Annotated in this window: 19 protein-coding genes; 10 read left to right on the top strand and 9 right to left on the bottom strand. The window is 68.8% G+C overall.

Features of this window, described 5'->3' with window-relative positions; all coding sequences use genetic code 11:
* Positions 1-35: 35 nt before the first annotated feature.
* Positions 36-695 carry an energy transducer TonB gene (locus ACOZHM_RS13765; protein ID WP_421569882.1) on the bottom strand — a complete coding sequence of 220 codons (660 nt, stop codon included), beginning with the start codon at positions 693-695 and terminating at the stop codon, positions 36-38.
* A gap of 222 nt (positions 696-917) precedes the next feature.
* Complete coding sequence (locus tag ACOZHM_RS13770) at positions 918-1,652, bottom strand: SIMPL domain-containing protein (RefSeq protein ID WP_421569883.1); 735 nt, start codon at positions 1,650-1,652, stop codon at positions 918-920.
* 130 nt (positions 1,653-1,782) lie between these two features.
* Between ACOZHM_RS13770 and ACOZHM_RS13775 the strand changes: the two genes are divergently transcribed.
* The 4 genes from ACOZHM_RS13775 to tldD all read left to right on the top strand — a co-directional run bounded on the left by ACOZHM_RS13775 (position 1,783) and on the right by tldD (position 9,272).
* Complete coding sequence (locus ACOZHM_RS13775) at positions 1,783-2,364, top strand: Maf-like protein (RefSeq protein WP_421569884.1); 582 nt, start codon at positions 1,783-1,785, stop codon at positions 2,362-2,364.
* Complete coding sequence (rng, locus tag ACOZHM_RS13780) at positions 2,357-3,844, top strand: ribonuclease G (RefSeq protein ID WP_421569885.1); 1,488 nt, start codon at positions 2,357-2,359, stop codon at positions 3,842-3,844. Before ACOZHM_RS13775 ends, rng begins: the two co-directional genes overlap by 8 nt.
* A gap of 45 nt (positions 3,845-3,889) precedes the next feature.
* Positions 3,890-7,759 carry a YhdP family protein gene (locus tag ACOZHM_RS13785; protein ID WP_421569886.1) on the top strand — a complete coding sequence of 1,290 codons (3,870 nt, stop codon included), beginning with the start codon at positions 3,890-3,892 and terminating at the stop codon, positions 7,757-7,759.
* 67 nt (positions 7,760-7,826) lie between these two features.
* Complete coding sequence (gene tldD, locus ACOZHM_RS13790) at positions 7,827-9,272, top strand: metalloprotease TldD (RefSeq protein WP_421569887.1); 1,446 nt, start codon at positions 7,827-7,829, stop codon at positions 9,270-9,272.
* Between the two features lie 52 nt (positions 9,273-9,324).
* Here tldD and yjgA read toward each other — a convergent pair whose 3' ends face one another.
* The gene (gene yjgA / locus ACOZHM_RS13795) at positions 9,325-9,927 is read right to left on the bottom strand and encodes a ribosome biogenesis factor YjgA (protein WP_421569888.1); all 603 of its coding nucleotides are present in this window, start codon (positions 9,925-9,927) and stop codon (positions 9,325-9,327) included.
* A gap of 69 nt (positions 9,928-9,996) precedes the next feature.
* Here yjgA and pmbA point away from each other — a divergent pair, with 69 nt between their 5' ends.
* Both pmbA and ACOZHM_RS13805 read left to right on the top strand, forming a co-directional pair.
* Positions 9,997-11,364 (top strand): metalloprotease PmbA, encoded by a 1,368-nt coding sequence (pmbA, locus tag ACOZHM_RS13800; RefSeq protein WP_421569889.1) that lies wholly within the window; start codon positions 9,997-9,999, stop codon positions 11,362-11,364.
* A 75-nt stretch (positions 11,365-11,439) separates the two neighbouring features.
* The gene (locus tag ACOZHM_RS13805) at positions 11,440-11,823 is read left to right on the top strand and encodes a DUF4870 domain-containing protein (protein ID WP_421569890.1); all 384 of its coding nucleotides are present in this window, start codon (positions 11,440-11,442) and stop codon (positions 11,821-11,823) included.
* Here ACOZHM_RS13805 and ACOZHM_RS13810 read toward each other — a convergent pair.
* The 6 genes from ACOZHM_RS13810 to ACOZHM_RS13835 form a co-directional block, all read right to left on the bottom strand.
* Positions 11,793-12,041: a hypothetical protein gene (locus ACOZHM_RS13810; RefSeq protein ID WP_421569891.1), complete on the bottom strand. Its 249-nt coding sequence runs from the start codon at positions 12,039-12,041 to the stop codon at positions 11,793-11,795. The two genes, ACOZHM_RS13805 and ACOZHM_RS13810, sit on opposite strands and share 31 nt — an antisense overlap.
* 740 nt (positions 12,042-12,781) lie before the next feature.
* A complete protein-coding gene (locus ACOZHM_RS13815; RefSeq protein WP_421569892.1) occupies positions 12,782-13,660 on the bottom strand; it encodes a polyprenyl synthetase family protein in 879 nt (292 codons plus the stop codon).
* Positions 13,650-13,910 (bottom strand): exodeoxyribonuclease VII small subunit, encoded by a 261-nt coding sequence (locus tag ACOZHM_RS13820; RefSeq protein ID WP_421569893.1) that lies wholly within the window; start codon positions 13,908-13,910, stop codon positions 13,650-13,652. Before ACOZHM_RS13820 ends, ACOZHM_RS13815 begins: the two co-directional genes overlap by 11 nt.
* Positions 13,911-13,946: 36 nt before the next feature.
* Positions 13,947-15,233, bottom strand: coding sequence for a tRNA lysidine(34) synthetase TilS (gene tilS / locus ACOZHM_RS13825; protein WP_421569894.1), 1,287 nt, complete (start codon positions 15,231-15,233; stop codon positions 13,947-13,949).
* Positions 15,234-15,299: 66 nt separating this feature from the next.
* Complete coding sequence (locus ACOZHM_RS13830; protein ID WP_421569895.1) at positions 15,300-15,857, bottom strand: WG repeat-containing protein; 558 nt, start codon at positions 15,855-15,857, stop codon at positions 15,300-15,302.
* Positions 15,857-17,569 carry an alkaline phosphatase gene (locus tag ACOZHM_RS13835; protein ID WP_421569896.1) on the bottom strand — a complete coding sequence of 571 codons (1,713 nt, stop codon included), beginning with the start codon at positions 17,567-17,569 and terminating at the stop codon, positions 15,857-15,859. Before ACOZHM_RS13835 ends, ACOZHM_RS13830 begins: the two co-directional genes overlap by 1 nt.
* Before the next feature lie 149 nt (positions 17,570-17,718).
* Between ACOZHM_RS13835 and ACOZHM_RS13840 the strand changes: the two genes are divergently transcribed.
* The 4 genes from ACOZHM_RS13840 (at position 17,719) to ACOZHM_RS13855 (ending at position 22,087) form a co-directional block, all read left to right on the top strand.
* Complete coding sequence (locus tag ACOZHM_RS13840) at positions 17,719-19,047, top strand: dicarboxylate/amino acid:cation symporter (protein WP_421569897.1); 1,329 nt, start codon at positions 17,719-17,721, stop codon at positions 19,045-19,047.
* A gap of 304 nt (positions 19,048-19,351) precedes the next feature.
* Entirely contained in the window at positions 19,352-19,882 is a 531-nt protein-coding gene (locus ACOZHM_RS13845) for a hypothetical protein (RefSeq protein WP_421569898.1), read from the top strand.
* Complete coding sequence (locus tag ACOZHM_RS13850; protein ID WP_421569899.1) at positions 19,879-20,517, top strand: hypothetical protein; 639 nt, start codon at positions 19,879-19,881, stop codon at positions 20,515-20,517. The genes ACOZHM_RS13845 and ACOZHM_RS13850 overlap by 4 nt, the downstream gene beginning before the upstream one ends.
* Positions 20,518-20,560: 43 nt before the next feature.
* The gene (locus ACOZHM_RS13855) at positions 20,561-22,087 is read left to right on the top strand and encodes an adhesin (RefSeq protein ID WP_421569900.1); all 1,527 of its coding nucleotides are present in this window, start codon (positions 20,561-20,563) and stop codon (positions 22,085-22,087) included.
* The last annotated feature ends 82 nt before the right edge of the window (positions 22,088-22,169 follow it).

Here is a 22,169-nt window from a genome sequence, read left to right on the forward strand (position 1 = left end):
GTGGGGTCCGTGGCCGGAACCCCACGCCGTTTACGTCAGTCCGGCAGCGAAAAACTGACCGGAACCAGGCCCACGGCCGATACGGCCTTGCCGTCCACCTGGGCCGGGACGAAGCGCCAATGACGCAGCACCTGCTGGCGGGCCGCGTTGTCCAACACCCGCGAGCCGCTGCTGCGTTCAATGACCACGCTGGCCGCCTTGCCGTCCGGGTCTACCTGGACGCGGAGCAGCACCGTGCCCTGCTGGCCGTCGCGGATCGCGGCGATCGGGTAGCTCGGCGGCGGCGCGCTGCGGTACTGCAGCTGCACGCCTTCACCACCGGCCGGCGGGACGGGGTCGGCCGGGGCCAGGGTGGGAGCCTGGACCTCGCCGGCCGGCAGTGGCGGCACGGCCAGCACGTCATCGATGGTCGCGGTGGCCGGCGGCAGCGGCGCCACGCGCGGGGTGGCGGGGGGCGCGTGGACCACCGGGACCGGCTCTTCGGGCTTGATCAGTTCCGGCGGCTTGGGGGTGGGGATGTCCGGGGTGATCATGCGCACCACGGTGCGGTCGCGCGGCAGCGGTGCGGCCACGTAGGCGGCGGGGATGAGCAGCAGCATCAGCGCGAGCAGATGCAGGGCCAGGGCGGTGCTCCAGCCGAGCACGCGCGAGACGTCGATTTGCAGCGGTACCACCGGGGGATGCGTACGGACCATGCGCCACTCTCCTTGCCAGATGTACGGGCGGGAACTTCAACGTGCAGGGGCCGGAGCCCCGCAATGACAGCAATACCGCGGCGCGGCGCGGGCTGGAAGTCAGGGTCGGTGTGGGTGTTTGGCTGGCGGTCAGGTAGAGCGGACTAGCAGTCCGCTCTACCCCGTCGTTGCGTTGTTGCGTTGTTGCGTCGGTGTGTCAGTGCGTCGGTGTGTCAGTCCGGGTTACCGCCCCAGGTCGAACACCACGTCCAGGTTGACCGACACGGTCGACTCGCCCGGCGACACCGGGGTGGAAATATCGGCGGCCATCGGTGCGGCGGCGGCGCGCATCATCACCGGGCGGAAGTTGCCGCCGGCGCTTTCGGAAATGCTGACGATGCGGCGCACGCGCAGGCCAAGCGATTTGGCGTAGGTCTCGGCGCGGGCCTGGGCCTTTTTCAGCGCGGCCAGGCGGGCTTCGTCGTAGACCGGTTCGGGCTGGTCGATCTCGAACTGCGGGCCGTTGATCTGGTTGGCCCCCTGTGCGGCCAGCGCGTCCAGCACCTTGCCCAGCTTGGCGATGTCGCGCACCTTCAGGCTCACGGTATTGCTGGCCTGGTAGCCGGTGATCTTCGGCGCCTCGTTGTCGGCGTAACGGTACTGCGGGCTGAGGTTGACCCCGCTGGTCTGCACGTCGCGCTCGGCGATGCCGGCCGCCTTGATCGCCGCCAGCACCTTCACCATCTGTTCGGCGTTCTGGCGCATGGCGGTGTTGCCGTCCACGGCCTGGGTGACCACGCCGGCCGACAGGGTGGCCACGTCCGGCACGCGCCGGGCCTCGGCATTGGCGGAGATATTGAGCAGGGTGCTGTCGGCGGGGACGGCGATGGCAGGCTGGGACTGGGCGTGGGCGGTCATCGAGGTTCCCAGGGCAAGGGAAAGGGCGAGCAGCAACGGGGACAGGGACGGTCGGCGCATGTACATCTCCTTGTGAAGGCGTTGAGGTTGGTGTCGGGGCGATGAACGTCTGGTGATCCTGGACGGGGTTGGTGACGATTGGGTGCTGTTGCTCGCGATTCAGACAGTGGCCGCAGGTTATGCTTCCGCGATGCTTTATCTTGCCTCCCGTTCCCCCCGTCGAACCGAATTGCTGGCGCGCCTGGACCGACCGTTCCAGGCGCTGGACCTGGACGTGCCCGAAGTGCGGGCCGCCGGGGAAGCCGCCCTGGACTACGTCCAGCGCGTGGCCGCCGACAAGGCCCGCGCCGGGCTGGCGCGGGTCGCCGACGACCCGCACGCCGTAGTGCTGGGTTCGGACACCGAAGTGCTGCTCGATGGTGAGGTGTTCGGCAAGCCGCTGGACGCCGCCGATGCCGCCGCCATGCTGCGCCGGCTGTCCGGGCGCACCCACCAGGTGGCCACCGCCGTGGCGCTGGTGGCCGCCGGGCGCGAGCAGGGCGTGCTGGTGGTGTCGGAGGTGAGTTTCATTGATCTGGACGAGGCGGCCATCGCCGCCTACGTCGCCACCGGCGAGCCGATGGGCAAGGCCGGGGCCTACGCCATCCAGGGCGGGGCCGAACGATATATCCGCCACCTGGCGGGAAGCTATTCGGGTGTAATGGGTTTGCCCCTGCAACAGACCGAGCAGTTGCTGCTGGCGTTCGAATCGAAGGGAGTCGCCCGTGTCTGAAGAAATTCTGGTCAACGTGACCCCACGCGAGACCCGCGTGGCCGTCATCGAAAATGGCATGTTGCAGGAACTGCATATCGAGCGTGGCTGGCGCCGCGGCGTGGTGGGCAACATCTACAAGGGCAAGGTGCAGCGGGTGATGCCGGGCATGCAGGCCGCCTTCGTCGAGGTCGGGCTGGAGCGTGCCGCGTTCCTGCACGCCAACGACGTGGTGCGCCCGGCGCCGGTGGCCAGCCCGGACACCGAAGGCACCACGCTGCCGCCGCCGTCGTCGGTGCCGATCGTGGAACTGCTGCGCGACGGCCAGGACATCGTGGTGCAGGTGGTCAAGGACCCGATCGGAACCAAGGGCGCACGGCTGACCACCCAGATCAGCATTCCCTCGCGCTACATGGTGCTGCTGCCGCAGTCCAAGGTGGTGGGCGTGTCGGCGCGGATCGAGGACGAGGGCGAGCGCGCCCGGCTCAAGACGCTGGTGACCGAGTTGTCGGCCCAGCACGGCGGCTACGGCTACATCGTGCGCACCAATGCCGAGGGCCAGCCGGCCGAAGCCATCGCCGAGGACGTGGCCTACCTGTCGCGGGTGTGGAACGTGGTCGAACGCCGTGGCCGCGAGGCCGCGCCGTGCAGCGTGATCTACGAAGACCTGAGCCTGCCGCTGCGTTCGGTGCGCGACCTGATCCGCAAGGATGTGGACAAGGTCAAGGTGGACTCCAAGGAAACCTTCGGGCAGCTGCAGGCGTTCGTGGCCAAGTACATGCCGGTGCTGGCCGAGAAGCTGGAGCTGTACAGCGGCGACCGCCCGATCTTCGACATGTTCGGGGTCGAGGACGAGATCGGCCGCGCGCTCGACAAGCAGGTGCCGCTCAAGTCCGGCGGCTACCTGGTGATCGACCAGACCGAGGCGATGACCACCATCGACGTCAACACCGGTTCGTTCCTCGGCCAGCGCAATCTGGAAGAGACGGTGTTCCGCACGAATCTGGAGGCCGCCCAGTCGGTGGCGCGCCAGCTGCGGCTGCGCAACCTGGGCGGCATCATCATCATCGACTTCATCGACATGGATGACGCCGAGCATCGCCGCCAGGTGCTGCGTACGCTGGAGAAGGCACTGGCGCGCGACCACGCCAAGACCACCGTGTACGACTTCTCGCCGCTGGGGCTGGTTGAAATGACCCGCAAGCGCACCGTGGAAAGCCTGGAGCGGCAGCTCTCCGAGCCGTGCCCGGAGTGCAGCGGGCGTGGGTCGATCAAGACCGCAGAAACGGTGACCTACGAGATCTTCCGCGAGATCACCCGCGCCGTGCGCCAGTTCGATGCGGCGCGCCTGCTGGTGATCGCCTCCTCCAAGGTGGTGGCGCGGATCACCGACGAGGAATCCACGGCGGTGGCCGAGCTGGAGGAGTTCCTGGGCAAGTCGATCCGCTTCCAGGCGGACGAGCAGTACCTGCAGGAGCAGTTCGATGTTGTTCTGCTCTGACCTGGGCACGCCTGCGCCGCCGTGCGCCGGCGCGCAGCGGTGCCGATGAGCGCGCCGCTGCGCCTACGACTGCGAAGGATTCGCCGCCATGCCGCTTATGCCATGGCGATCGTACTGGTCTGCGTGGCGCTGCTGGTGGGCAGCGTCAGCCAGCTGCTGCCCGTGGCCGAGCGCCACCCGGACAAGGTCGCCGCGTGGCTGAGCGCGCGCGCCGGCCAGCCGGTGCGCTTCGACCAGATGCAGACCCGCTGGACCCGACGCGGGCCGTTGCTGGCGCTGAAGGGCCTGCGTATCGGTGAAGGCCAGGGGCTGCGCATTGGCGAAGCCGAAGTGCTGGTGTCGATGTATGCCGGCCTGTTGCCCGGCCATTCCCTGACCGAACTGCGCCTGCGTGGGCTGGCGCTGGTGCTGCAACGTGCGCCGGACGGCCGCTGGTCGGTACAGGGCCTGCCGCAGTCCAACACCGGTGGCGACCCGCTGGACGCGCTGCGCCGGCTGGGCGAGCTGCAGGTGATCGGCGGAAAGCTGCGCGTGGACGCGCCGTCGCTGGGGCTGCAGGCCGAGCTGCCGCGCATCGACCTGCGCCTGCGCGTGGACGGCAAGCGCCTGCGCGTCGGCGCACGTGCCTGGGCCGACCCGCAGGCCATGCCGCTGACGGCGGTGGTGGATTTCGAGCGCTCGCGCGGCGACGGCCAGGTCTGGCTGGGCGCCGACCCGGCCGACTTCCGCGCCTGGTCGCGCTTGCTGCAGTTCGGCGGCGTGAGCCTGCAGGAAGGCACCGGCGAGTTGAACGCGTGGGTCGACCTGCGCGACCACCGCCCGGTGATGATCAGCACCGACGCCGACCTGCAGGACGTGCAACTGCGCGGCGCGCCGCTGGCCGACGGCAAGCGCCCGGCGCTGCAGCTGGACACGCTGCAGCTGCGCGCGCGCTGGCGCTGGGTACAGGGCGGCTGGCGGGCCGACGCACCGCGCCTGCGGATCGGCATGGAGGGGCGCACCGAGCAGCTGGACGGGTTGTTGATCGCTGGCGGCCAGCACATGGCGCTGGCCGGCGACAACATCGACGCCACCGCGCTGCTGCGCGGGCTGGCACTGAGCGACCGGATCGACCCGGGCCTGCGCAGCTGGTTGCATGAGGCCGCGCCGCAGGTGCGCATGACGCGCGTGCGCGTGGCCGGCGAGCGCGATGGCGCGCTGAGTGTGGAAGGCGAGCTGGAGGAGATCGCCTTCGCCGCGGTGGGGCACGCTCCGGGCCTGAGTGGGGTGGGCGGACATTTCGACGGCGACGCCAACGGCTTCCGCCTCGAACTGCAGCCGACCCGGACGATGCATTTTGACTGGCCCACCGGCTTCGGCGTGCGCCACGACGTGCGCCTCGCCGGCAGCATGGTGGGCTGGCGCGATGAAGGCGGTGGCTGGCGTATCGGCACGCCGGCGCTGCGCGTGCAGGGCACCGACTATGCGGCCGATGTGCGCGGCACGGTGTGGTTCCAGGGCAATGGCACCCGCCCGTGGCTGCAACTGGCGGCCAAGATCGACGACGTGCCGATGACCGCGGCCAAGCGTTTCTGGATCCACTCCAAGATGAGCAAGGCGGCCACCGACTGGCTGGACGCGGCGCTGGTGGGCGGTTACGTGCGCGGCGGCGTCGGCCTGGTGACCGGCGACCTGGAAGACTGGCCGTTCAACAACCACAACGGCCGGTTCGAGGCCACCGGCCACATCGACAACGGCAACATCCGCTTCCAGCACGACTGGCCGACCATGAACAAGGTCGATGGTGACATCGCCTTCATCGGGCCCGGGTTCGAACTGCACGGCCGCGGCGATCTGGCCGGGGTGGCGGTGGACCACTTCGATGCCGGCATCGCCGATTTCGGCGCCTCCCAGCTGTACGTGAAGGCAACCAGCCGCAGCGATGCCGGCGCGTTGCTGGCCATGCTCAAGCAGAGCCCGCTGCACAAGACCTATGCCGATTCGCTGGACAACCTCACCGCGAAGGGGCCGGCGGCGGTGACCTTCGACCTGCTGCAGCCGCTGCACCATGACGAGGGCGGTGGGCACCTGCAGGGCACGGTCGAGCTGGACGGCGCGACGCTGACGGACAAGCGCTTCGCGCTGACTTTCGATGCGATGCGCGGCAAGGCCAACTACAGCCACGACGGCTTCGGCGCCGAGGCGCTGGCGGTGCGTCACCTGGGCCACGACGGCCAGCTCAGCCTGCGCGCCGGTGGCTATGTGCGTGACCCGCTTCAGGCCTTCGAATCGGAACTGACCGCCTCGCTGGACGCCGGCCTGCTGCTCGACCGCGCGCCCGAGCTGGCCTGGCTCAAGCCGTACATCCAGGGCACCTCGCGCTGGACCATCGGCGTGTCCCTGCCCCGGGTAGCCCCGGGCAGCAAGGTCGAGGCGCCCACGCTGCTGCGGCTGCACTCGGACCTGGTCGGCACCCGGTTGGACCTGCCGGCACCGCTGGACAAGCCGGCCGAGACGCCGCTGGCCACCGCCGTCAACGCGCAGCTGCCGATGGGCGCCGGGCGCGTGGACGTGGCCTTCGGCCAGCGCCTGGCCCTGGCCGCGCGCACCCACAACAACCAGACCGGCGTGCAGGTCACGCTGGGCAGCGACAAGGTCGACCGCGAGCCACCCGCCAACGGATTGGTGGTCAACGGTCGCAGCGGCTCGCTGGACGCACTGGACTGGATCGCGCTGGCCCGCTCGCCGGGCGGCACGCCGGATGCCGACCCGATGCCGCTGCGCCAGGTGGACGTGCAGGTCGGGCAGCTGCTGCTGGCCGGCGGCGTGTTCACGGACACCCGGTTGCAGCTGCGGCCGTCCGCCAACGGGGTGGACGTGCGCCTCGACGGCCCCGCGCTGGCCGGCAGCCTCAACGTGCCCAGCGCCGACGGCGCGGCCATCGTCGGCAAGCTCGACCGCGTGCACTGGCAGTCCCCGCCGACGCCGGTGAAGCCGCCGGGCGACGGCGCGCCGATTCTCCTGCCCACTGGCAGCACGTTGCCGGCGCGGGTACAGGCCAGCGCCAACGACACCAATCCGGCGAAGATTCCGCCGCTGTCGCTGGATATCGCCGACCTGCAGTTCGGCAAGGCCCGGCTGGGCCAGGCGGTGCTGCGCACGCGTCCGTTCGGCAACGGGCTCAGCGTGGACCAGTTGCAGTTCCGGGCCCCCAAGCAGGAAATCGACATCCAGGGCCGCTGGCTGGGCATGGGCGACGCCGCCCGCACCCAGGTCCAGGTCAAGGTCGACAGCGAGGACCTGGGCGGGTTGATGCAGAACCTGGACTACGGCGGCCAGCTGCGCGGCGGCCAGGGCCAGATCAGCCTGGAGGCAGGCTGGCAGGGCGGCCCCTCCGACTTCCAGCTGGGGGCGCTGCAGGGGCAGATGCAGGTGCACGCGCGCAACGGCCAGCTGCTGGAGCTGGAGCCGGGCGCAGGCCGCGTGCTGGGCCTGCTCAGCGTGACCCAGCTGCCGCGCCGGTTGATGTTCGACTTCCGCGACTTCTTCTCGAAGGGCTTTGCCTTCAACCAGATCGAAGGCACGCTGGCCTTCGCCAACGGCATGGCCACCACCGACAAGGTGCTGATCGAGGGCCCGGCGGCCAACATCAATATCCGCGGCCAGACCGATCTGCGCCGCCAGCAGTTCGACCAGACCATCGACGTCAACCCGCGCGCCGGCAACCTGCTCACCGTGGTGGGCGCCGTGGCGGGCGGCCCGATCGGCGCGGCGGTGGGGGCGGCGGCCAATGCGGTGCTGTCCAAGCCGCTGGGCGAGATCGGCGCCAAGACCTACCGCGTCACCGGCCCGTGGGCCGAACCCAAGGTCGAGGTGATCGACCGCGACAACGCGCCACCGCCACCGGCTGCCACGCCGCCGCCGGCCGCGCGCTGACTCCCGCCATGCCCCCCCTTTACCGCGCCAGGCTTGCGATACCGGCCTGCGCCCACAGATCAAGACCATGACCGACAACGCACTCACCCTTGCCCACGACCGCCTGTTGCTGCCCGCCGGGCTGGATGCTTCCGGGCTGGACCGTACCTTCGGCACCCTGCTGGGGCCCGGTATCGACTTTGGCGACCTGTACTTCCAGCACGCCCGCCGCGAGAGCTGGAGCGTGGAGGACGGCATCGTCAAGGACGGGGCCCATTCGATCGAGCAGGGCGTGGGCGTGCGCGCCATCGCCGGCGAGAAGACCGGCTTCGCCTATTCCGATGACATCCACAGCGACGCACTGCTGGCCGCGGCGCAGTCCGCGCGCGCGATCTCGCGCGATGGCGGCGCACAGCCGGCCCGCGCGCTTGTGCGCGGCAACGCCCGCGCGCTGTACCCGGCGCTGGACCCGATCGACGGCATGGGCAACGAGACCAAGGTGGAGATGCTCAAGCGCCTGGACCGATACCTGCGTGCCGCCGACCCGCGCGTGCAGCAGGTGATGGTGAGCCTGTCCGGTGGCGTGGATACGGTGCTGATCGCGCGCAGCGACGGCGTGCTGGCCGGCGACATCCGCCCGCTGGTGCGGCTCAATGTGCAGGTGATCGTGGAACAGCACGGCCGCCGCGAGTCCGGCTATTCCGGCGGCGGCGGGCGCTACAGCTATGAGGAACTGTTCGCCGACGGGCGCCCGGAGGCCTTCGCGCGCGAGGCGCTGCGCCAGGCGCTGGTCAACCTGGAAGCCGTGCCGGCCCCGGCCGGGGTGATGACGGTGGTACTGGGCCCGGGCTGGCCGGGCGTGCTGCTGCATGAGGCGGTCGGGCATGGCCTGGAAGGCGACTTCAACCGCAAGGGCACCAGCGTGTATGCCGGCCGTGTCGGCGAGCGTGTGGCCGCGCCCGGGGTGACCATCGTGGACGACGGCACGCTGGACGGTCGCCGCGGGTCGCTCAACATCGACGACGAGGGCCATCCCACGCAGTGCACGACGCTGATCGAGGACGGCATCCTGGTCGGCTACATGCAGGATTCGCTCAACGCGCGGCTGATGGGCGTGGCCCCGACCGGCAACGGCCGCCGCGAATCGTTTGCGCACATGACCATGCCGCGCATGACCAATACCTACATGCGCGCCGGCCAGCACGAGCCGGAAGAGATGATCCGCTCGGTGAAGAAGGGCATCTACGCGGTCAACTTCGGTGGCGGCCAGGTCGACATCACCAGCGGCAAGTACGTGTTCTCGGCTACCGAGGCCTATCTGATCGAAGACGGCAAGGTGACCGCGCCGGTAAAGGGCGCCACCCTGATCGGCAACGGCCCCGAAACCATGCAGAAGGTGCGCATGATCGGCAACGACCTGGCGCTGGACCAGGGCGTGGGCATCTGCGGCAAGGATGGGCAGAGCGTGCCGGTGGGCGTGGGCCAGCCGTCGCTGCTGATCGACGGCATCACCGTGGGCGGCACCCAGGCCTGATCGCCGGATGCGCCTGTCCTTCATGCCCGGTCACGGCTGGGCCAGCCGCCCCTCAATCGTCGGCGTTGTCGTCGTCGCGGTCCTGGTCCGCGTCGTCGGCGTCGTCGTCGGTCGCAACCGCATCCAGGCCCAGCGCGGCCGGCAGCAGCAGGGCGCGCAGCACCTGGTAGATCTCGCGGAACGCGCGCGGCGGCTTGTTCTTGGCCTTCTCGGCCTGGGCGTTGCGCAGCAGCGTGCGCAGCTGCTGGCGGTCGGCGTGCGGGTACTCCTCCAGCAGCGCGCTCAGCGCGGTGTCGCCGTCCTTGAGCAGGCGCTCGCGCCAGTCTTCGGCGCGGTGCAGGGCGGCCACTTCACGGCGCGAGGTTTCGCTGTTGACGTCGAGCGCATCGCGGATCGCGTCCAGCACGGCGTCGTCTTCGCGGCGCATGTGCTTGGCCAGGAACGCCAGCTGGCGCTTGTGGGCGATATGCGCGGTGATCCGCTTGGCTTCGGCGATATGCGGCAGCAGGTCTTCCGGCACCGGCACGCGGGCCAGCTGGGCCGGGGTCAGGGCCACCAGCTTTTCGCCCAGGGCCAGCACGTCCAGCGCGTCGCGCCGGTTCTGGCTGCGGCTGATGTCTAGGAATTCACCGGTTTCTTCGTCGCGTCCGCGCATCGTCTTCTTTCCACATCCGTAAACTGTGCCCCGCGTTGCGCCAGGCACTCACCCGTACAGGATAAAGCATTGAACGTGATCTCCCCTGAAGCCACTGCCGCCGATGACAGCCTGCAGCGGCTGGAACAGCTGGCCGACATCTCCCAGCAGCTGCTGGCCCGGGCCCGGGCGCTGGGCGCCACCCAGGCCGAAGTGAGCTGCAGTGAAGAGCGCGGCCTGGACGTGAATGTGCGCCTGGGCGAGGTCGAGACGGTGGAATCCACCCGCGACCGCGGAATCGCGGTGACAGTCTATTTCGGCCAGCGCAAGGGCAGCGCCAGCACGGCGGACCTGCAGGCGGCCAGCCTGGAGTCCACGGTGGCGCAGGCCTGTGCGATCGCGCGGCATACCGAGGACGACGAGGCCGCCGGTCTGGCCGACCCGGCGTTGATGGCCCGGGAGTTCCCGGACCTGGACGGCTGGCACCCGTGGGCGCTGCAGGCCGAGCAGGCGGTGGACCTGGCATTGGCCTGTGAAACGGCCGGGCGCGAGGCCGACCCGCGCATCAGCAATTCGGACGGGGCCTCGGCGGCCACGGCCACCAGCCTGTCGGTATATGCGAATTCGCATGGGTTCATCGGCCGCGATCGCAGCAGCCACCATTCGGTCGGCTGTGCGCTGATCGCGGGGCAGGGCGACGGGATGCAGCGCGATGGCTGGTACAGCAGCGCGCTGGCCCGCGAGGACCTGGAAGACCCGGCGTCGATCGGCCGCCGCGCGGCCGAACGCACGCTGGCCCGCCTGCAGCCGCGTTCGATGGCCACGGCGCAGATGCCGGTGCTGTACGCGCCGGAAGTGGCGCGCTCGCTGATCGGCCACCTGCTGGGTGCGGTATCGGGCGGGGCGCTGTACCGCCGCGCCAGTTTCCTGCTGGACAGTGTGGGCACGCAGCTGTTCCCGGACTGGTTCGCGGTGGAGGAGCAGCCGCTGCTGCGCCGGGGCCTGCGCTCGAGCGCGTTCGACGGCGACGGGGTGGCCACCCGCAATTCGGCGCTGATCGAGGCCGGGGTGCTGCAGCGCTATGTGCTGGGCAGCTATTCCGCGCGCAAGCTGGGCCTGGTGACCACGGGCAATGCCGGTGGGGTGCACAACCTGCTGGTGAAGCCCAATGCGGGCGACCTGGCCTCGATGGCGCGGCAGATGGGCGAAGGCCTGCTTGTGACGGAGCTGATGGGGCAGGGGGTCAACGGCATCACGGGCGACTATTCGCGCGGCGCCGGCGGGTTCCGGGTCGAGAACGGCGAGATCCAGTACCCGGTGGACGGGATCACGATTGCCGGCAATCTGAAGGAGATGTTCGCCAGCATCGAGGCGGTGGGCAGCGACATCGACCCGCGCTCGCATGTGCGGGTCGGCTCGATCCTGGTGGGACGAATGACCGTTGCCGGTAACGATTGACGTATCCTATTCCAGCTGCCTCGGCAGGCGGGGAGCCTGCCATGCACCACCCATACACTGGACAAGGAGTTTCACGTGAGCGAGTTCGACAACATTACCGCCCCGCCGCCGCCGCCGACCAGCGCCGGCCCGGTTCCCAGCGACCAGCGCACGATGGCGCTTGCCGCGCACCTGCTCGGCATCTTCACCTGGTTCATCGGCCCGCTCATCATCTGGCTGATCAGCAAGGACGACAGCAGCAAGGGCTTCGTCATTGACCAGGCCAAGGAAGCGCTGAACTTCCAGATCACCATCACGCTGGCGATGATCATCTGCTTCATTCTGATGATCGTGATCATCGGCGGCCTGCTGGCCCCGCTGGTCGGCATTCTCAACATCGTGTTCTGCATCATTGCCGCAGTGAAGGCCAACAACGGTGAAGCCTACCGTTACCCGTTCACCCTGCGCCTGATCAAGTAATTCCTGTTCTGCAGGAATGCAAAAACGCCCGGCAATGCCGGGCGTTTTTTTTTAAGCTCTAAGCCGAAGCCGAAGCCGAAGCCGAAGCCGAAGCCGAAGCCGAAGCCGAAGCCGAAGCCGAAGCCTTGGTCTGCGAATGTGTCCGTGTTGGGCAGGCGGCGGTGGGTTTGCGGGACACGCCGTGAATCCATCCGTGGAGGCTTGTAGAAAACATCCATGTTTTCTACAGTCCCGCAAACCCACCCCCGCCTGCCCTTCGACAGTGGGTCGGTGATCAAGCGAAAAGCGGAAGCGCCGACCGTTGGTCGGCAACTGCATCTTCTTCGTTTCAGATCATGCGTTAAGGGGGCGATGGGCATGGTCGGCAATCGTTTGGGAACCGATCCTACCGCCGCGTATCCGCGTATCCGCGTATGGGCACCGTATGCATCCATGCATCCATGCATCCGTGCGTTCGCACCGTGCGCATCTTCCCGCCGCGCACGCGCGCTGACGTAGAGCCACGCCATGCGTGGCTGCGGTACCGAACCCTCCCGGCATTCGTTGGGTCCCAACCGGGCTGCGCATCCGCGCGTCTTCGTATTCGCACGCGCGCATCGCGCGCTGGCGTAGAGCCACGCCATGCGTGGCTGCGGTACCGACCAACGGTCGGTAGCTACCGCGTTTCCTTTGAGCACCGACCAGCTGTCGAAGGGTCGGCGGGGGTGGGGGGGGGGGGGGGGGGGGGGGCGGGGGGGGGGGGGGGGGGGGGGCGGGGGGGGCGGGGGGGGGGGGCGGGGGGGGGGGGGGGGGGTGGGGGGGGGGGGGGGGGGGGGGGGGGGGGGGGGGGGGGGGCGCGCCCCCCCCCCCGCCCCCCCCCCCCCCCCCCCCCCCCCCCCCCCCCCCCCCCCCCCCCCCCCCCCCCCCCCCCCCCCCCCCGGCCCAAAACAGAGGCGCCCACAGACCAAAGCTTTGGACGTTAGTGGTTTCGCTCCACCGCCAAACGACCCAACGCGCGCAAGGCATCGGCACGTTCGTCGTAACCGGACAGGCTGTGGTGCATGCGCTCGCTCAGCGCTGCCAGTTCCGCTTTGGCACCATCCATGCCCAGCAACGCCGGGAAGGTGGACTTGGCCTGTGCCTGGTCCTTGCCGGCCGTCTTGCCCAGCTGCTCGGAGCTGGCTTCCACGTCCAGGATGTCATCGCGCACCTGGAAGGCCAGGCCCAGTGCCGTGGCGAAATCGTCCAGCTGCAGCACGTCTTCGTGCGACGCCTCGCCACACAGCGCGCCCATGCGCACCGCCGCGCGGATCAGCGCGCCGGTCTTCAGCGCGTGCATGCGCTGCAGGTCTGCCAGCGGTTGCGCGTGGCCGGTGGCATCGATGTCCAGCGCCTGGCCGCCGCACATGCCCGCCGCGCCCGAGGCGTGGGTGAGGGTCTGCAGGCAATGCACGCGCAGCAGCGCCGGCAGCGCCGCGTCGGCCAGCAGGCCGAAGGCGCGGGTCTGCAGCGCGTCGCCGGCGAGGATCGCCGTGGCCTCGTCGAACGCGATATGCGTGGTCGGGCGACCACGGCGCAGCGCATCGTCGTCCATCGCCGGCAGGTCGTCGTGGACCAGCGAATAGGCGTGGATCAGCTCCACCGCCATTGCCGGTGCATCCAGCGCATTCTCGTCGGCGCCGAAGATCTGCCCGCTGGCATAGACCAGCAGCGGGCGCATCCGCTTGCCGCCGCCCAGCACCGCATAACGCATCGCCTGGTGCAGGCGCTGCGGCGCGTGGTCAGGGGAAGGCAGGCTGGCGTCGAGCTGGCTTTCAATGCGGTCGCGCCAACGCGCGAACGTGGCTTCAACCGTCATGGCCGGGCGGGTCGAAGGGCTCGGCGGCTTCCGGGCGGGCCGGGTCGCTGAGCAGGCGCACGCGCAGTTCGGCCTGTTCCAGCGCCTGCTGGCACTGGCGGTACAGGCCGACGCCGCGCTCGTAGGCGCTCAGCGACTGCTCCAGGCTCATTTCGCCGGTTTCCATCTTCTCCACCAGCTGCTCCAGTTCTTCCAGCGACTGCTCGAAGTGGGCGACCGGGGAGGCATCAGTGGGGGTTTTTTTCGACATGCGGCAAGTGTGATGCGCCAGCACTGAAGGGTCAATTCACGCCGCGCCCGGCGTCCAGCGCAGGCGCGCACTGTGTTCATCCAGCCACTGCTGCAACGGCGCGGCAATCACCCGGTCGCCGGCGGCCAGCAGTGTCTCCCCCGCGTACAGCAACGGCAGCTGGCGGCGCTGCCAGGGCGGCAGCCCGGTCTGCTGCAGCAGGTCCTTCAGCGCGTGGGAATGACTGCGGCCGGGCAGCTGGATGCGCTCGCCACCCCGACGCGCGCTGACCTGGACCGGTTCACCCAGCCGCTTGCTGCCGACCAGCGCCAGCTCGCCGCCGTCGGGAAGTTCCAGCGGGCTGGCCCCATCCCAGTGCACGCTCCAGTCCAGCGGCAGTGCCAGGGCCATCGGCAGCAGGTACAGCTCCCCGCGCCAGCGGCGGATGCGCACGCCCTGCCAGGCGAACTGTGCGTCGGCGTCGTGGGAGGCCGGCAACAGCTCGCGTTCGATCGCGTGCACCCCCGCCGCCGGCAGCGGCGGCTGCCCCGCGCTGCGCACCCATTGCCGCAGCAGCCGCGCACGCCGTTCGCGCGGTTGCCGTTGCAGCTTCGCGCAGTCGAGCACGCCGGGCGAGACCGTGCAGCGTCGCAGCGCGTCGTGGTCGGAAGCATCGAGCAGGCGCTGCGCCTGCGCACTCAATTCGGCGCTGCGCGCGAACGCCGCATCCGCCTGCGGCCAGCGTTCCTGCAGCAGTGGCAGCACGCGCAGGCGGAGGAAATTGCGGTCGGCCGCATCGCTGGCATTGCTGGGGTCTTCGATCCACTGCAGCCCGTGCGCCTCGGCATGCGCGATCAGATCGCCGCGCGGCAACTGCAGCAGCGGCCGCCAGATCGACCCGGCCGCGAACGGCGCATGCGCGCGGATGGCGGCCAGCCCATCCACGCCCGAGCCGCGCAGGGCGCGCAGCAGGAAGGTCTCGGCCTGGTCGTCGCGATGGTGTGCCAGTGCCAGGTGCTCGCCGTCACGCAGCACCCGTGCGAACGCCTCGCGGCGGACATGCCGGGCGGCGGCCTCCAGCCCCGTGCCGCTGTCGCGCGGCACCGCTACCCGGACCACCTGCAATGGGATCGACCACGCCGCACAGACGGCTTCGCAGTGTGCGGCCCAGCGATCGGCATCGGCCTGCAGACCGTGGTGCACATGCACCGCATGCAGCCCCGCCGCGCGTTGCACGGCGGACTGGGCCAACCAGTGCAGCAGGACCGTTGAATCCAGCCCACCACTGAAGCCCACCAGCACAGGGGTGGGCAGGTCAGGCGCGGGCGGCAGGGCAGTGGACATTGAGTGGGAGCAGTGAGGCAGAGCGGCAGTATCGGCCCTGGCGGCACGGGCCGCCATCACCGGAGTTCACGGGCTGGCCGTGTCGGGAACGCGGCGGCCGTGTCGGTCGATATCAAACCACTCGCCGCCTTCTATCGGGGTGTGCCCGTCTCCATCCGGCGTTCCGGGGCGGCAGCCATTGCAGACCTGGGCGACGCCGTCGGCGAACGGCCAACCGAAATCGAAGGTGCCCGGCACCGCCTGCTCCAGCGCGGCATTGAAATAGGCGATGCGCGGTCCCACGCGGCCGCGCAGCAGGCCTTCTTCCAGGTAGTCCGGCCCGTTGTCCCAGGTGATGACCGCCTGGGTGCGTCCCTGGCGGGTCACATAGTGGAAGCTGTCGGCCGCGTACACCGCGGCCAGTCCGTGCGGATCGTAATCGAGCCGGGCCAACGCCGCGGCATCGAGCACCGGCCGGCCCTGGTCGAGGTGGCAGCCGGCCAGCGGCTGCAACCCGTATTCCTCGGTAAGCCGCTGGCAGGCCGGCGCCTGGGCAGATCCCAACGCCGGCAGCAGCACTGCCGCCAGTACGCCGAACCACATCCACCGCGATGGATGCACCCCACGCAGGTGTGCCGGCGACATCAGTTGCCTGCGGCCTTGCGCTCGAACGCCTTGGGCGTAGGCAGTTCCACCGGCACGCCCTTGGCGTCGCAGGTGCCGGCCTCGCACAACCGCTCGCGCAGGCGCGGGGTGGCCTGCACGATCATGTGGTAGATCGCGTTCTGTTCCATGGTGCCGCGCACCGCCTTGCTGCCCGGGCCGCGCGCCCAGATGCCGACGTCTTCGCCACCATGGCTCTCGCTCTTCATCGGCACCAGCGCTTCCTGCATGTAATCGGGGTGCTCGGTGTCCACATGGGTCAGGTCCGGGCGGCCGGTGGCCGGGTCGAAACTGGTCGGGTTGTGCGGGTAGGTCTTGGGACCCGCCGGCTGCTGGTTGGTGGCGCCGGTGAAACCGGGGCCATTGGCGTAGCTGAGGGTGGTGTAGGGCAGGCCCGTGCCATCGCGTGCCAGGTCCAGCGCGCCCGCACCGTCTTCGCCGCCCTTGTCCTTCACCTTGCCCAGGATCGGGTTGCCACGCGCCGGGTAGCCGACGAAGTTCAGCGTGTGCGAGTGGTCGGCGGTGACGATGATCAGCGTGTCCTGGTCGGAGGTGGCCTCGACCGCCGCACGCACCGCGTCGGACAGCGCCACCGTATCGCTCAGTGCGCGGTACGCATTGCCGCTGTGGTTGGCGTGGTCGATGCGCGCGCCTTCCACCATCAGCACATAGCCTTCCTGGTGCTTGGCCAGATTGGCGATGGCCGCCTTGGTCAGCTCGGCCAGGCTGGGTTCGCCCGAGGGGTCGTCCTTGCGCTCGATTTCATAGCGCATGTGGTCCGGCTCGAACAGGCCCAGGATGGCGGGCGCGTTGGCCGCGGCCTGCAACTGTTTGGCGTTCCAGACGTAGGCGCCCTGCGGGTGCGCCTGCTTCCATTCACCGACCAGGCTGCGCCCGTCCAGGCGCAGGCCGACCTTGTCGTCGTACTCGGGATCGGTCTCTTCCACCGTGGTGAACTGGGCGCGTCCGCCGCCCAGTGCGACCAGCGGGCCGCGCCCGTAGCGCGAGGTGTCGAGCAGTTGCTGGGCGATGTCCTTGCAGCCCGCCGCCTTGGCGGCTTCGGGCAGGTCGGCGTCGTTTTCCCAGTTGCGCTCCGGGGAGTGCGCATAGGTCGCCGCCGGCGTGGCGTGGGTCAGGCGTGCGGTGGTGACCACGCCGGTGGCCATGCCGGCACTGTCGGCCAGCTGCAGCCAGGTCAGCAGGCCCTTGCCCAGGCTGTCGGCGCAGTCGCTGCGGCTGCCGGCGCTGACACCGATGGCGCCCATGTGGGTCTTCACCCCGGTGGTGATGGCGGTCATGGTGCCGGCCGAGTCGGGGGTCTGCGAGTCGGTGTTGTAGGTCTTGCTGAACGCGGTAGCCGGGAAGCGCTCCCACGACAGCAGGTTCTCTTCGCCCGGATTGCCGTTGCGCTGGCCCTCGAAGATGCGCGCGGCGGCCACGGTGGTGAGGCTCATGCCATCGCCCAGGAACAGGATCACGTTCTTGGCCCGGCCGTCCATTGCGCCGCTGCCGGCGGCGCGGGCGGCGCCACTGCGGTACCACCACTGCGGGGTTTCACCGGCGGGATGGGCCACCGCCGGTACATCGACCTGAATGGTGCCGGCGTTGGCGCCGGTCTTGGGGACGGACGTGGCGCAGGCGCCGAGCAGCAGGGTGGTGGCAACGGCCGCCACAAGAGGCGTGAAACGGGACATGAAGGCGTGAATCTCATGAATGAAACGGGCGTTCATTATGCAGAACGCCGCAAGGCACGCCGATGACACGCTGATTTTCCCTGCGCGTCTCGTTCGGGCCGCCGGCTTGGGCTAAGGTGAGGGGCTGTCACTCTCTCCCTGGAATGCTCATGACGCTGGTGTCTGCCTGGCTGCGGATCCCGTTCTGGCAGCGCGTACTCGGCGGCTTCGTGCTCGGCGCGCTGGCCGGCTGGCTGCTCGGCCCCGCCGCCGAGGTCTGGTTCGGCCCACTGGGCGATCTGTACGTCACGCTGATCAAGATGATCGCGGTGCCGCTGGTGTTCTTCGCGGTGATCAATGCGATTTCCTCGTTGCACGGCCAGAAGTCGGTGGCGGCGCTGGGCGGGCGCACCTTCCTGTGGTTCATCATTACCGCCGCGCTCGCGGTGGGTATCGGACTGGCGGTGGGCACGGTGATGCAGCCGGGCACCGGCGCGCTGAGCCTGAGCATGGACCACGGCTACACGCCGCGCGACGTGCCCAGCGTGGTGAAGGTGCTGATGGATGTGGTGCCGTCTAACGTGTTCTACGCCCTCAGCGGGATCGGGACCCGGGTCAACGCGGCCGGCGAGACGGTGCTGGCCGCCGGCCGGGGCTCGATCCTGCCGGTGATCTTCTTCGCCGGCCTGCTCGGCTTTGCGATGGTGAAGCTGGGCGACAAGGTCGCCGAGGCGCGCAAGCTCACCGGGCAGATGAGCGAGATCATGATCCAGGTCACCCGCTTCGTGCTGGAGATCACGCCGCTGGGTACCTTCGGCCTGATCGCGGGGCTGGTCGGCAGCTACGGCTTCGAGAAGCTGCTGCCGTTGGGTAACTTCGTGCTGGCACTGTATGTGGCCTGCGCGCTGCATATCGTGGTGGTCTACGGCGGCCTGCTGCTGGCGCACGGGCTGAACCCGCTGAAATTCTTCCGCGGTGCCGCGCCGGGCATGCAGGTGGCCTTTGTCAGTTCGTCCAGCTTCGCGGCGATGCCGGCGGCGATGCGCTCGATCACCCACAACCTGGGCGTCAACAAGGACTACGCGTCCTTCGCGGTGCCGCTGGGTGCAAGCATCAAGATGGACGGTTGCGGGGCGATCTACCCGGCGTTGTGCGCGGTGTTCATCGCGCAGTACACCGGTGTGCCACTCACGCCCGAACAGTACGTGGTGGTGCTGATCGCCTCGGTACTGGGCAGCTTCGGCACGGCCGGCGTGCCGGGCACGGCGGTGGTGATGGCCACGGTGGTGCTGAGCGCAGCCAACCTGCCGCTGGAAACGATCGGCTACCTGTATGCGATCGACCGCATCCTGGACATGATGCGCACGATGACGAATGTGACCGGCCAGATGCTGGTGCCGGTGCTGGTGGCGAAGGAAACCGGGCTGCTCGACCGCCAGGTCTACGACAATCCCTCCACCAATCTTGGCGTGGACGAAGGCGACGAGCGCACGTCCTAGACCCAACGGTTATGTACACATGCAACGGGCCGGCTGAAACCGGCCCGTCTTCGTTTGTCTGACTGCGCGCTGTGACACCTGTATCGCGCGGTGTAACAGCCCTGATACACCCAACTGTAAAGCCAATGTTATCGCGGCTCCTGCACGTGGCTCGCCCGTGTTCAGGTCGTGTGAACCTGCACGCGGGTGTAACACCTGCGTTGCACGGAGGCGCACCCATGCGCACGAAAGCCCCGGAAACAGGCGCTTTCGAACTTGGCACGATTGCTGCTCCATCCCCTCCGCATGTACTCGGGAGTTCGCAATGGACAGCGTTGGTGTACGCAACAAGGGGATCGCGGCGGCATGGCTGCTGGCGATTGCCGTGATGGCGCCGGCCGCCGTGCAGGCCTCCGGTGCGCGGCAAGGGGTCAAGGCCCAACCCGGTGAGATGGTGCTGCTGCGTGACGTCTCCGCACGCCCTGCCTACCGGCCTGCGCCTCCGGGCATGGCGTTGATCGCCGATCCTTCGCCCAAGCGTGAAGTGGCCGGTGCGCTCGGCACCTCGACGGGCATGGACGAACTGAGCGACGACGACTACGCATCGCTGGGGTCCAACACCGGCGCCGGCATGGCGCATCACCAGACCACCGTCGAGCGCGTCACCGGCAACACCGTCAGCACCAGTCTGGGCAAGGTTACCGACAACGGCGTGCTCTCCGGCAGCTCGCTCGGCCGCAGCATCGGCGGCCCGATGGGCGCGGTGGGCAACGCCACCCGCGGCATCGGCGACCAGGTGCGCGGCGCACTGGCCCAGTTCCCGCTCGGCCAGCCTGCAGGCGGGCCCGGCAAATGAAGCGCGCCGCCGGTCTGCTGTCGCTGGGGCTGTTGTGGGTCCTGCCGCTGCCGCTGTATGCGCAGCAGGCCGACGACTACGTCGCCATGCTCACCTACCTCAACCACACCCGCCTGGACGGCCGTGCGCTGAGCGGCGCCGACGGCGCCATGGTGGTCAACATGGCCGCCGGCGACCTCAACCTGCAGGCCAACCTGCTCGGCATCGCCAGCGGCGACAACGCGCAGATCACCGTCGATGCGCGCCAGCGCATCAACAACAACCGTGTGCGTGCCGACGGCGTGCTTGACGCCAACGCCAGCATCGGCGGGCAGGCACTCCAGGGTGCCAGCGGCGTCGCCATGATCAATCAGGCCAGCGGAACCGGCAACGCGACGCTCAACGTCGTCACCGCCACGCTGGCGCAACAGGGCATACGCGAGTCGAACGACGAGGCCTTGGCCGCGTCAGGGGCGCTTGCGTCAGCAGGGGGGCAGGGCACCGCCAGCAGTGGTCGGTCCGTCGGAACCCGCAGTGTCGCCGTGGAGGACACCGCGCTGCAGGGTTTCGACGGGGTTCTGCAACTCAATCAGATCGCGGGTACCGGCAACGTCACCGCCAACCAACTGGGCATCTCGGTGCAGTCCACCCCGTGAGTAGTTCCATCCACCCGATTGTCGTGAAGAGAGAGAGGACACCATGAACACCATGAACAAGACGGTACTTGCGCTGGCCATCGCCGTTGCGGCCACCGCATCCGCCTCCGCACAGGACAACCAGAACGCAAGTGCGTTCATCAACCACATCCACAACGTGTGGGAAACCCGCACCAACCTCAACACCAACGCGAACACCAACCTCAACACCGATGTTGATACCAACATCAACACGAACATCGATACCGATGTCGATACCGACATCAACACCAATATCGACACCGATATCGACACCAACATCCGCAACGACTGGGATTCGCGTACCCGCGTACGCAACAACAGCACAACCAACACCGACAGCGACACCACCACCAAGACCACGACCAAGACCTACAACGACACCAGCAACGTGAACCACACGCGCAATGTCTCGGTCAACGAAAACGTCCAGAAGAACAGCAACATCCAGGCCGACGAGCGCAAGGAAAAGAACAACCACGGCGTGGACGTGAACCTGGAGTCCGACCTGCAGGTGGGTGCGGACGTACAGTTCCGCGGCCGTCCGACCGTGTCGGGTGACCTGAACGTCGACTCGGCCGCGATCGCCATCATCGACAACCGCCAGTCGGTCACCGACAACGAGGGCTCCAACAAGCTGCTGGAGAACAACTCGTCGATCAGCGAGAACGTGGCGCAGGACGCCTCGGGCAACCTCGGCTTCAACACCGCCGCGGGTGACAACAATGCCCAGGACAACGCCGCCTCGCTGTCCGCCGCCGATGCCTCGTTCACCTTCGGCATGTCCGATGCGCAGGTGTACGTGAACCAGTACGGCTCGGGCAACACCACGTACAACGATGGTGTGGTCAACAACTCCAGCCTCAGCGGCAATGCCTTCCGCGATGCCAGCGGCAACATTGGCGTGAATAGTGCGGCGGGCAACAACAACGAGCAGAAGAACGCGCTGGCCGCGTCGGTCTCCACCGCCCGCATGGCCACCGCGAGCATCAGCTCGAACCAGGTCTCCACCGGCAATGACGTGTCCAACGAGGGCTACGTGAAGGCCATGCATGACACCACCCAGGTCACCCTGCGCGGCACGGTCCGTGGCGGCACGGCGGCCATTGGTCTGGGCGCCTATGCCGGTCGCGGCAACGCCTACCAGAAGGAAAACTTCTACCCGGATACCTGGAGTGGTGACACCCATCCGAGTGGCAACCAGACCGGGCACATCGACATGGATTCGCAGGCCCAGGGCGCAACCGCCAACCCGTACAACGAGGGTGCAGGTGGCATTGCCTTCGATACCGACGAGCGCGGCGTGCTGGCCTACGGTGAAGTGGGCTATGCCGATCTGCAGGCCAGCCTGAGCGGCTCGGTGCAGACCACCCGCTGGGTGGTGGAACGTGCCGAGAACAACGCCTCGCTGTCCGGCGATGCGTTCCGCGGCGCCACCGGCAACATCGGCGTGAACGTGGCTGCCGGTACCGGCAACCTGCAGGCCAACAGCCTGGCCCTCGCCGTGGCACAGCCGTCCACCGGTGCCCCGACCCCGGGTGGCGGCGAATAAGCCTGTCCGCTTTTTCCAGCAACACACGTAGAGCGCAACAAACCCGGCCATCCGCCAATGGCCGGGTTCCCCGGGAGCCCCT

Origin of the sequence: Stenotrophomonas sp. PD6 (genome assembly GCF_049199305.1) — a bacterium.
Taxonomy (GTDB): domain Bacteria; phylum Pseudomonadota; class Gammaproteobacteria; order Xanthomonadales; family Xanthomonadaceae; genus Stenotrophomonas.

Coding starts and splice junctions, on each gene's coding strand:
- ACOZHM_RS13765 (WP_421569882.1), bottom strand. CDS start 695: ATGGTCCGTACGCATCCCCCGGTGGTACCGCTGCAAATCGACGTCTCG.
- ACOZHM_RS13770 (WP_421569883.1), bottom strand. CDS start 1,652: ATGCGCCGACCGTCCCTGTCCCCGTTGCTGCTCGCCCTTTCCCTTGCC.
- ACOZHM_RS13775 (WP_421569884.1), top strand. CDS start 1,783: ATGCTTTATCTTGCCTCCCGTTCCCCCCGTCGAACCGAATTGCTGGCG.
- ACOZHM_RS13785 (WP_421569886.1), top strand. CDS start 3,890: ATGAGCGCGCCGCTGCGCCTACGACTGCGAAGGATTCGCCGCCATGCC.
- tldD (WP_421569887.1), top strand. CDS start 7,827: ATGACCGACAACGCACTCACCCTTGCCCACGACCGCCTGTTGCTGCCC.
- yjgA (WP_421569888.1), bottom strand. CDS start 9,927: ATGCGCGGACGCGACGAAGAAACCGGTGAATTCCTAGACATCAGCCGC.
- ACOZHM_RS13810 (WP_421569891.1), bottom strand. CDS start 12,041: ATGGATGTTTTCTACAAGCCTCCACGGATGGATTCACGGCGTGTCCCG.
- ACOZHM_RS13815 (WP_421569892.1), bottom strand. CDS start 13,660: ATGACGGTTGAAGCCACGTTCGCGCGTTGGCGCGACCGCATTGAAAGC.
- ACOZHM_RS13820 (WP_421569893.1), bottom strand. CDS start 13,910: ATGTCGAAAAAAACCCCCACTGATGCCTCCCCGGTCGCCCACTTCGAG.
- tilS (WP_421569894.1), bottom strand. CDS start 15,233: ATGTCCACTGCCCTGCCGCCCGCGCCTGACCTGCCCACCCCTGTGCTG.
- ACOZHM_RS13830 (WP_421569895.1), bottom strand. CDS start 15,857: ATGTCGCCGGCACACCTGCGTGGGGTGCATCCATCGCGGTGGATGTGG.
- ACOZHM_RS13835 (WP_421569896.1), bottom strand. CDS start 17,569: ATGTCCCGTTTCACGCCTCTTGTGGCGGCCGTTGCCACCACCCTGCTG.
- ACOZHM_RS13840 (WP_421569897.1), top strand. CDS start 17,719: ATGACGCTGGTGTCTGCCTGGCTGCGGATCCCGTTCTGGCAGCGCGTA.
- ACOZHM_RS13845 (WP_421569898.1), top strand. CDS start 19,352: ATGGACAGCGTTGGTGTACGCAACAAGGGGATCGCGGCGGCATGGCTG.
- ACOZHM_RS13850 (WP_421569899.1), top strand. CDS start 19,879: ATGAAGCGCGCCGCCGGTCTGCTGTCGCTGGGGCTGTTGTGGGTCCTG.
- ACOZHM_RS13855 (WP_421569900.1), top strand. CDS start 20,561: ATGAACACCATGAACAAGACGGTACTTGCGCTGGCCATCGCCGTTGCG.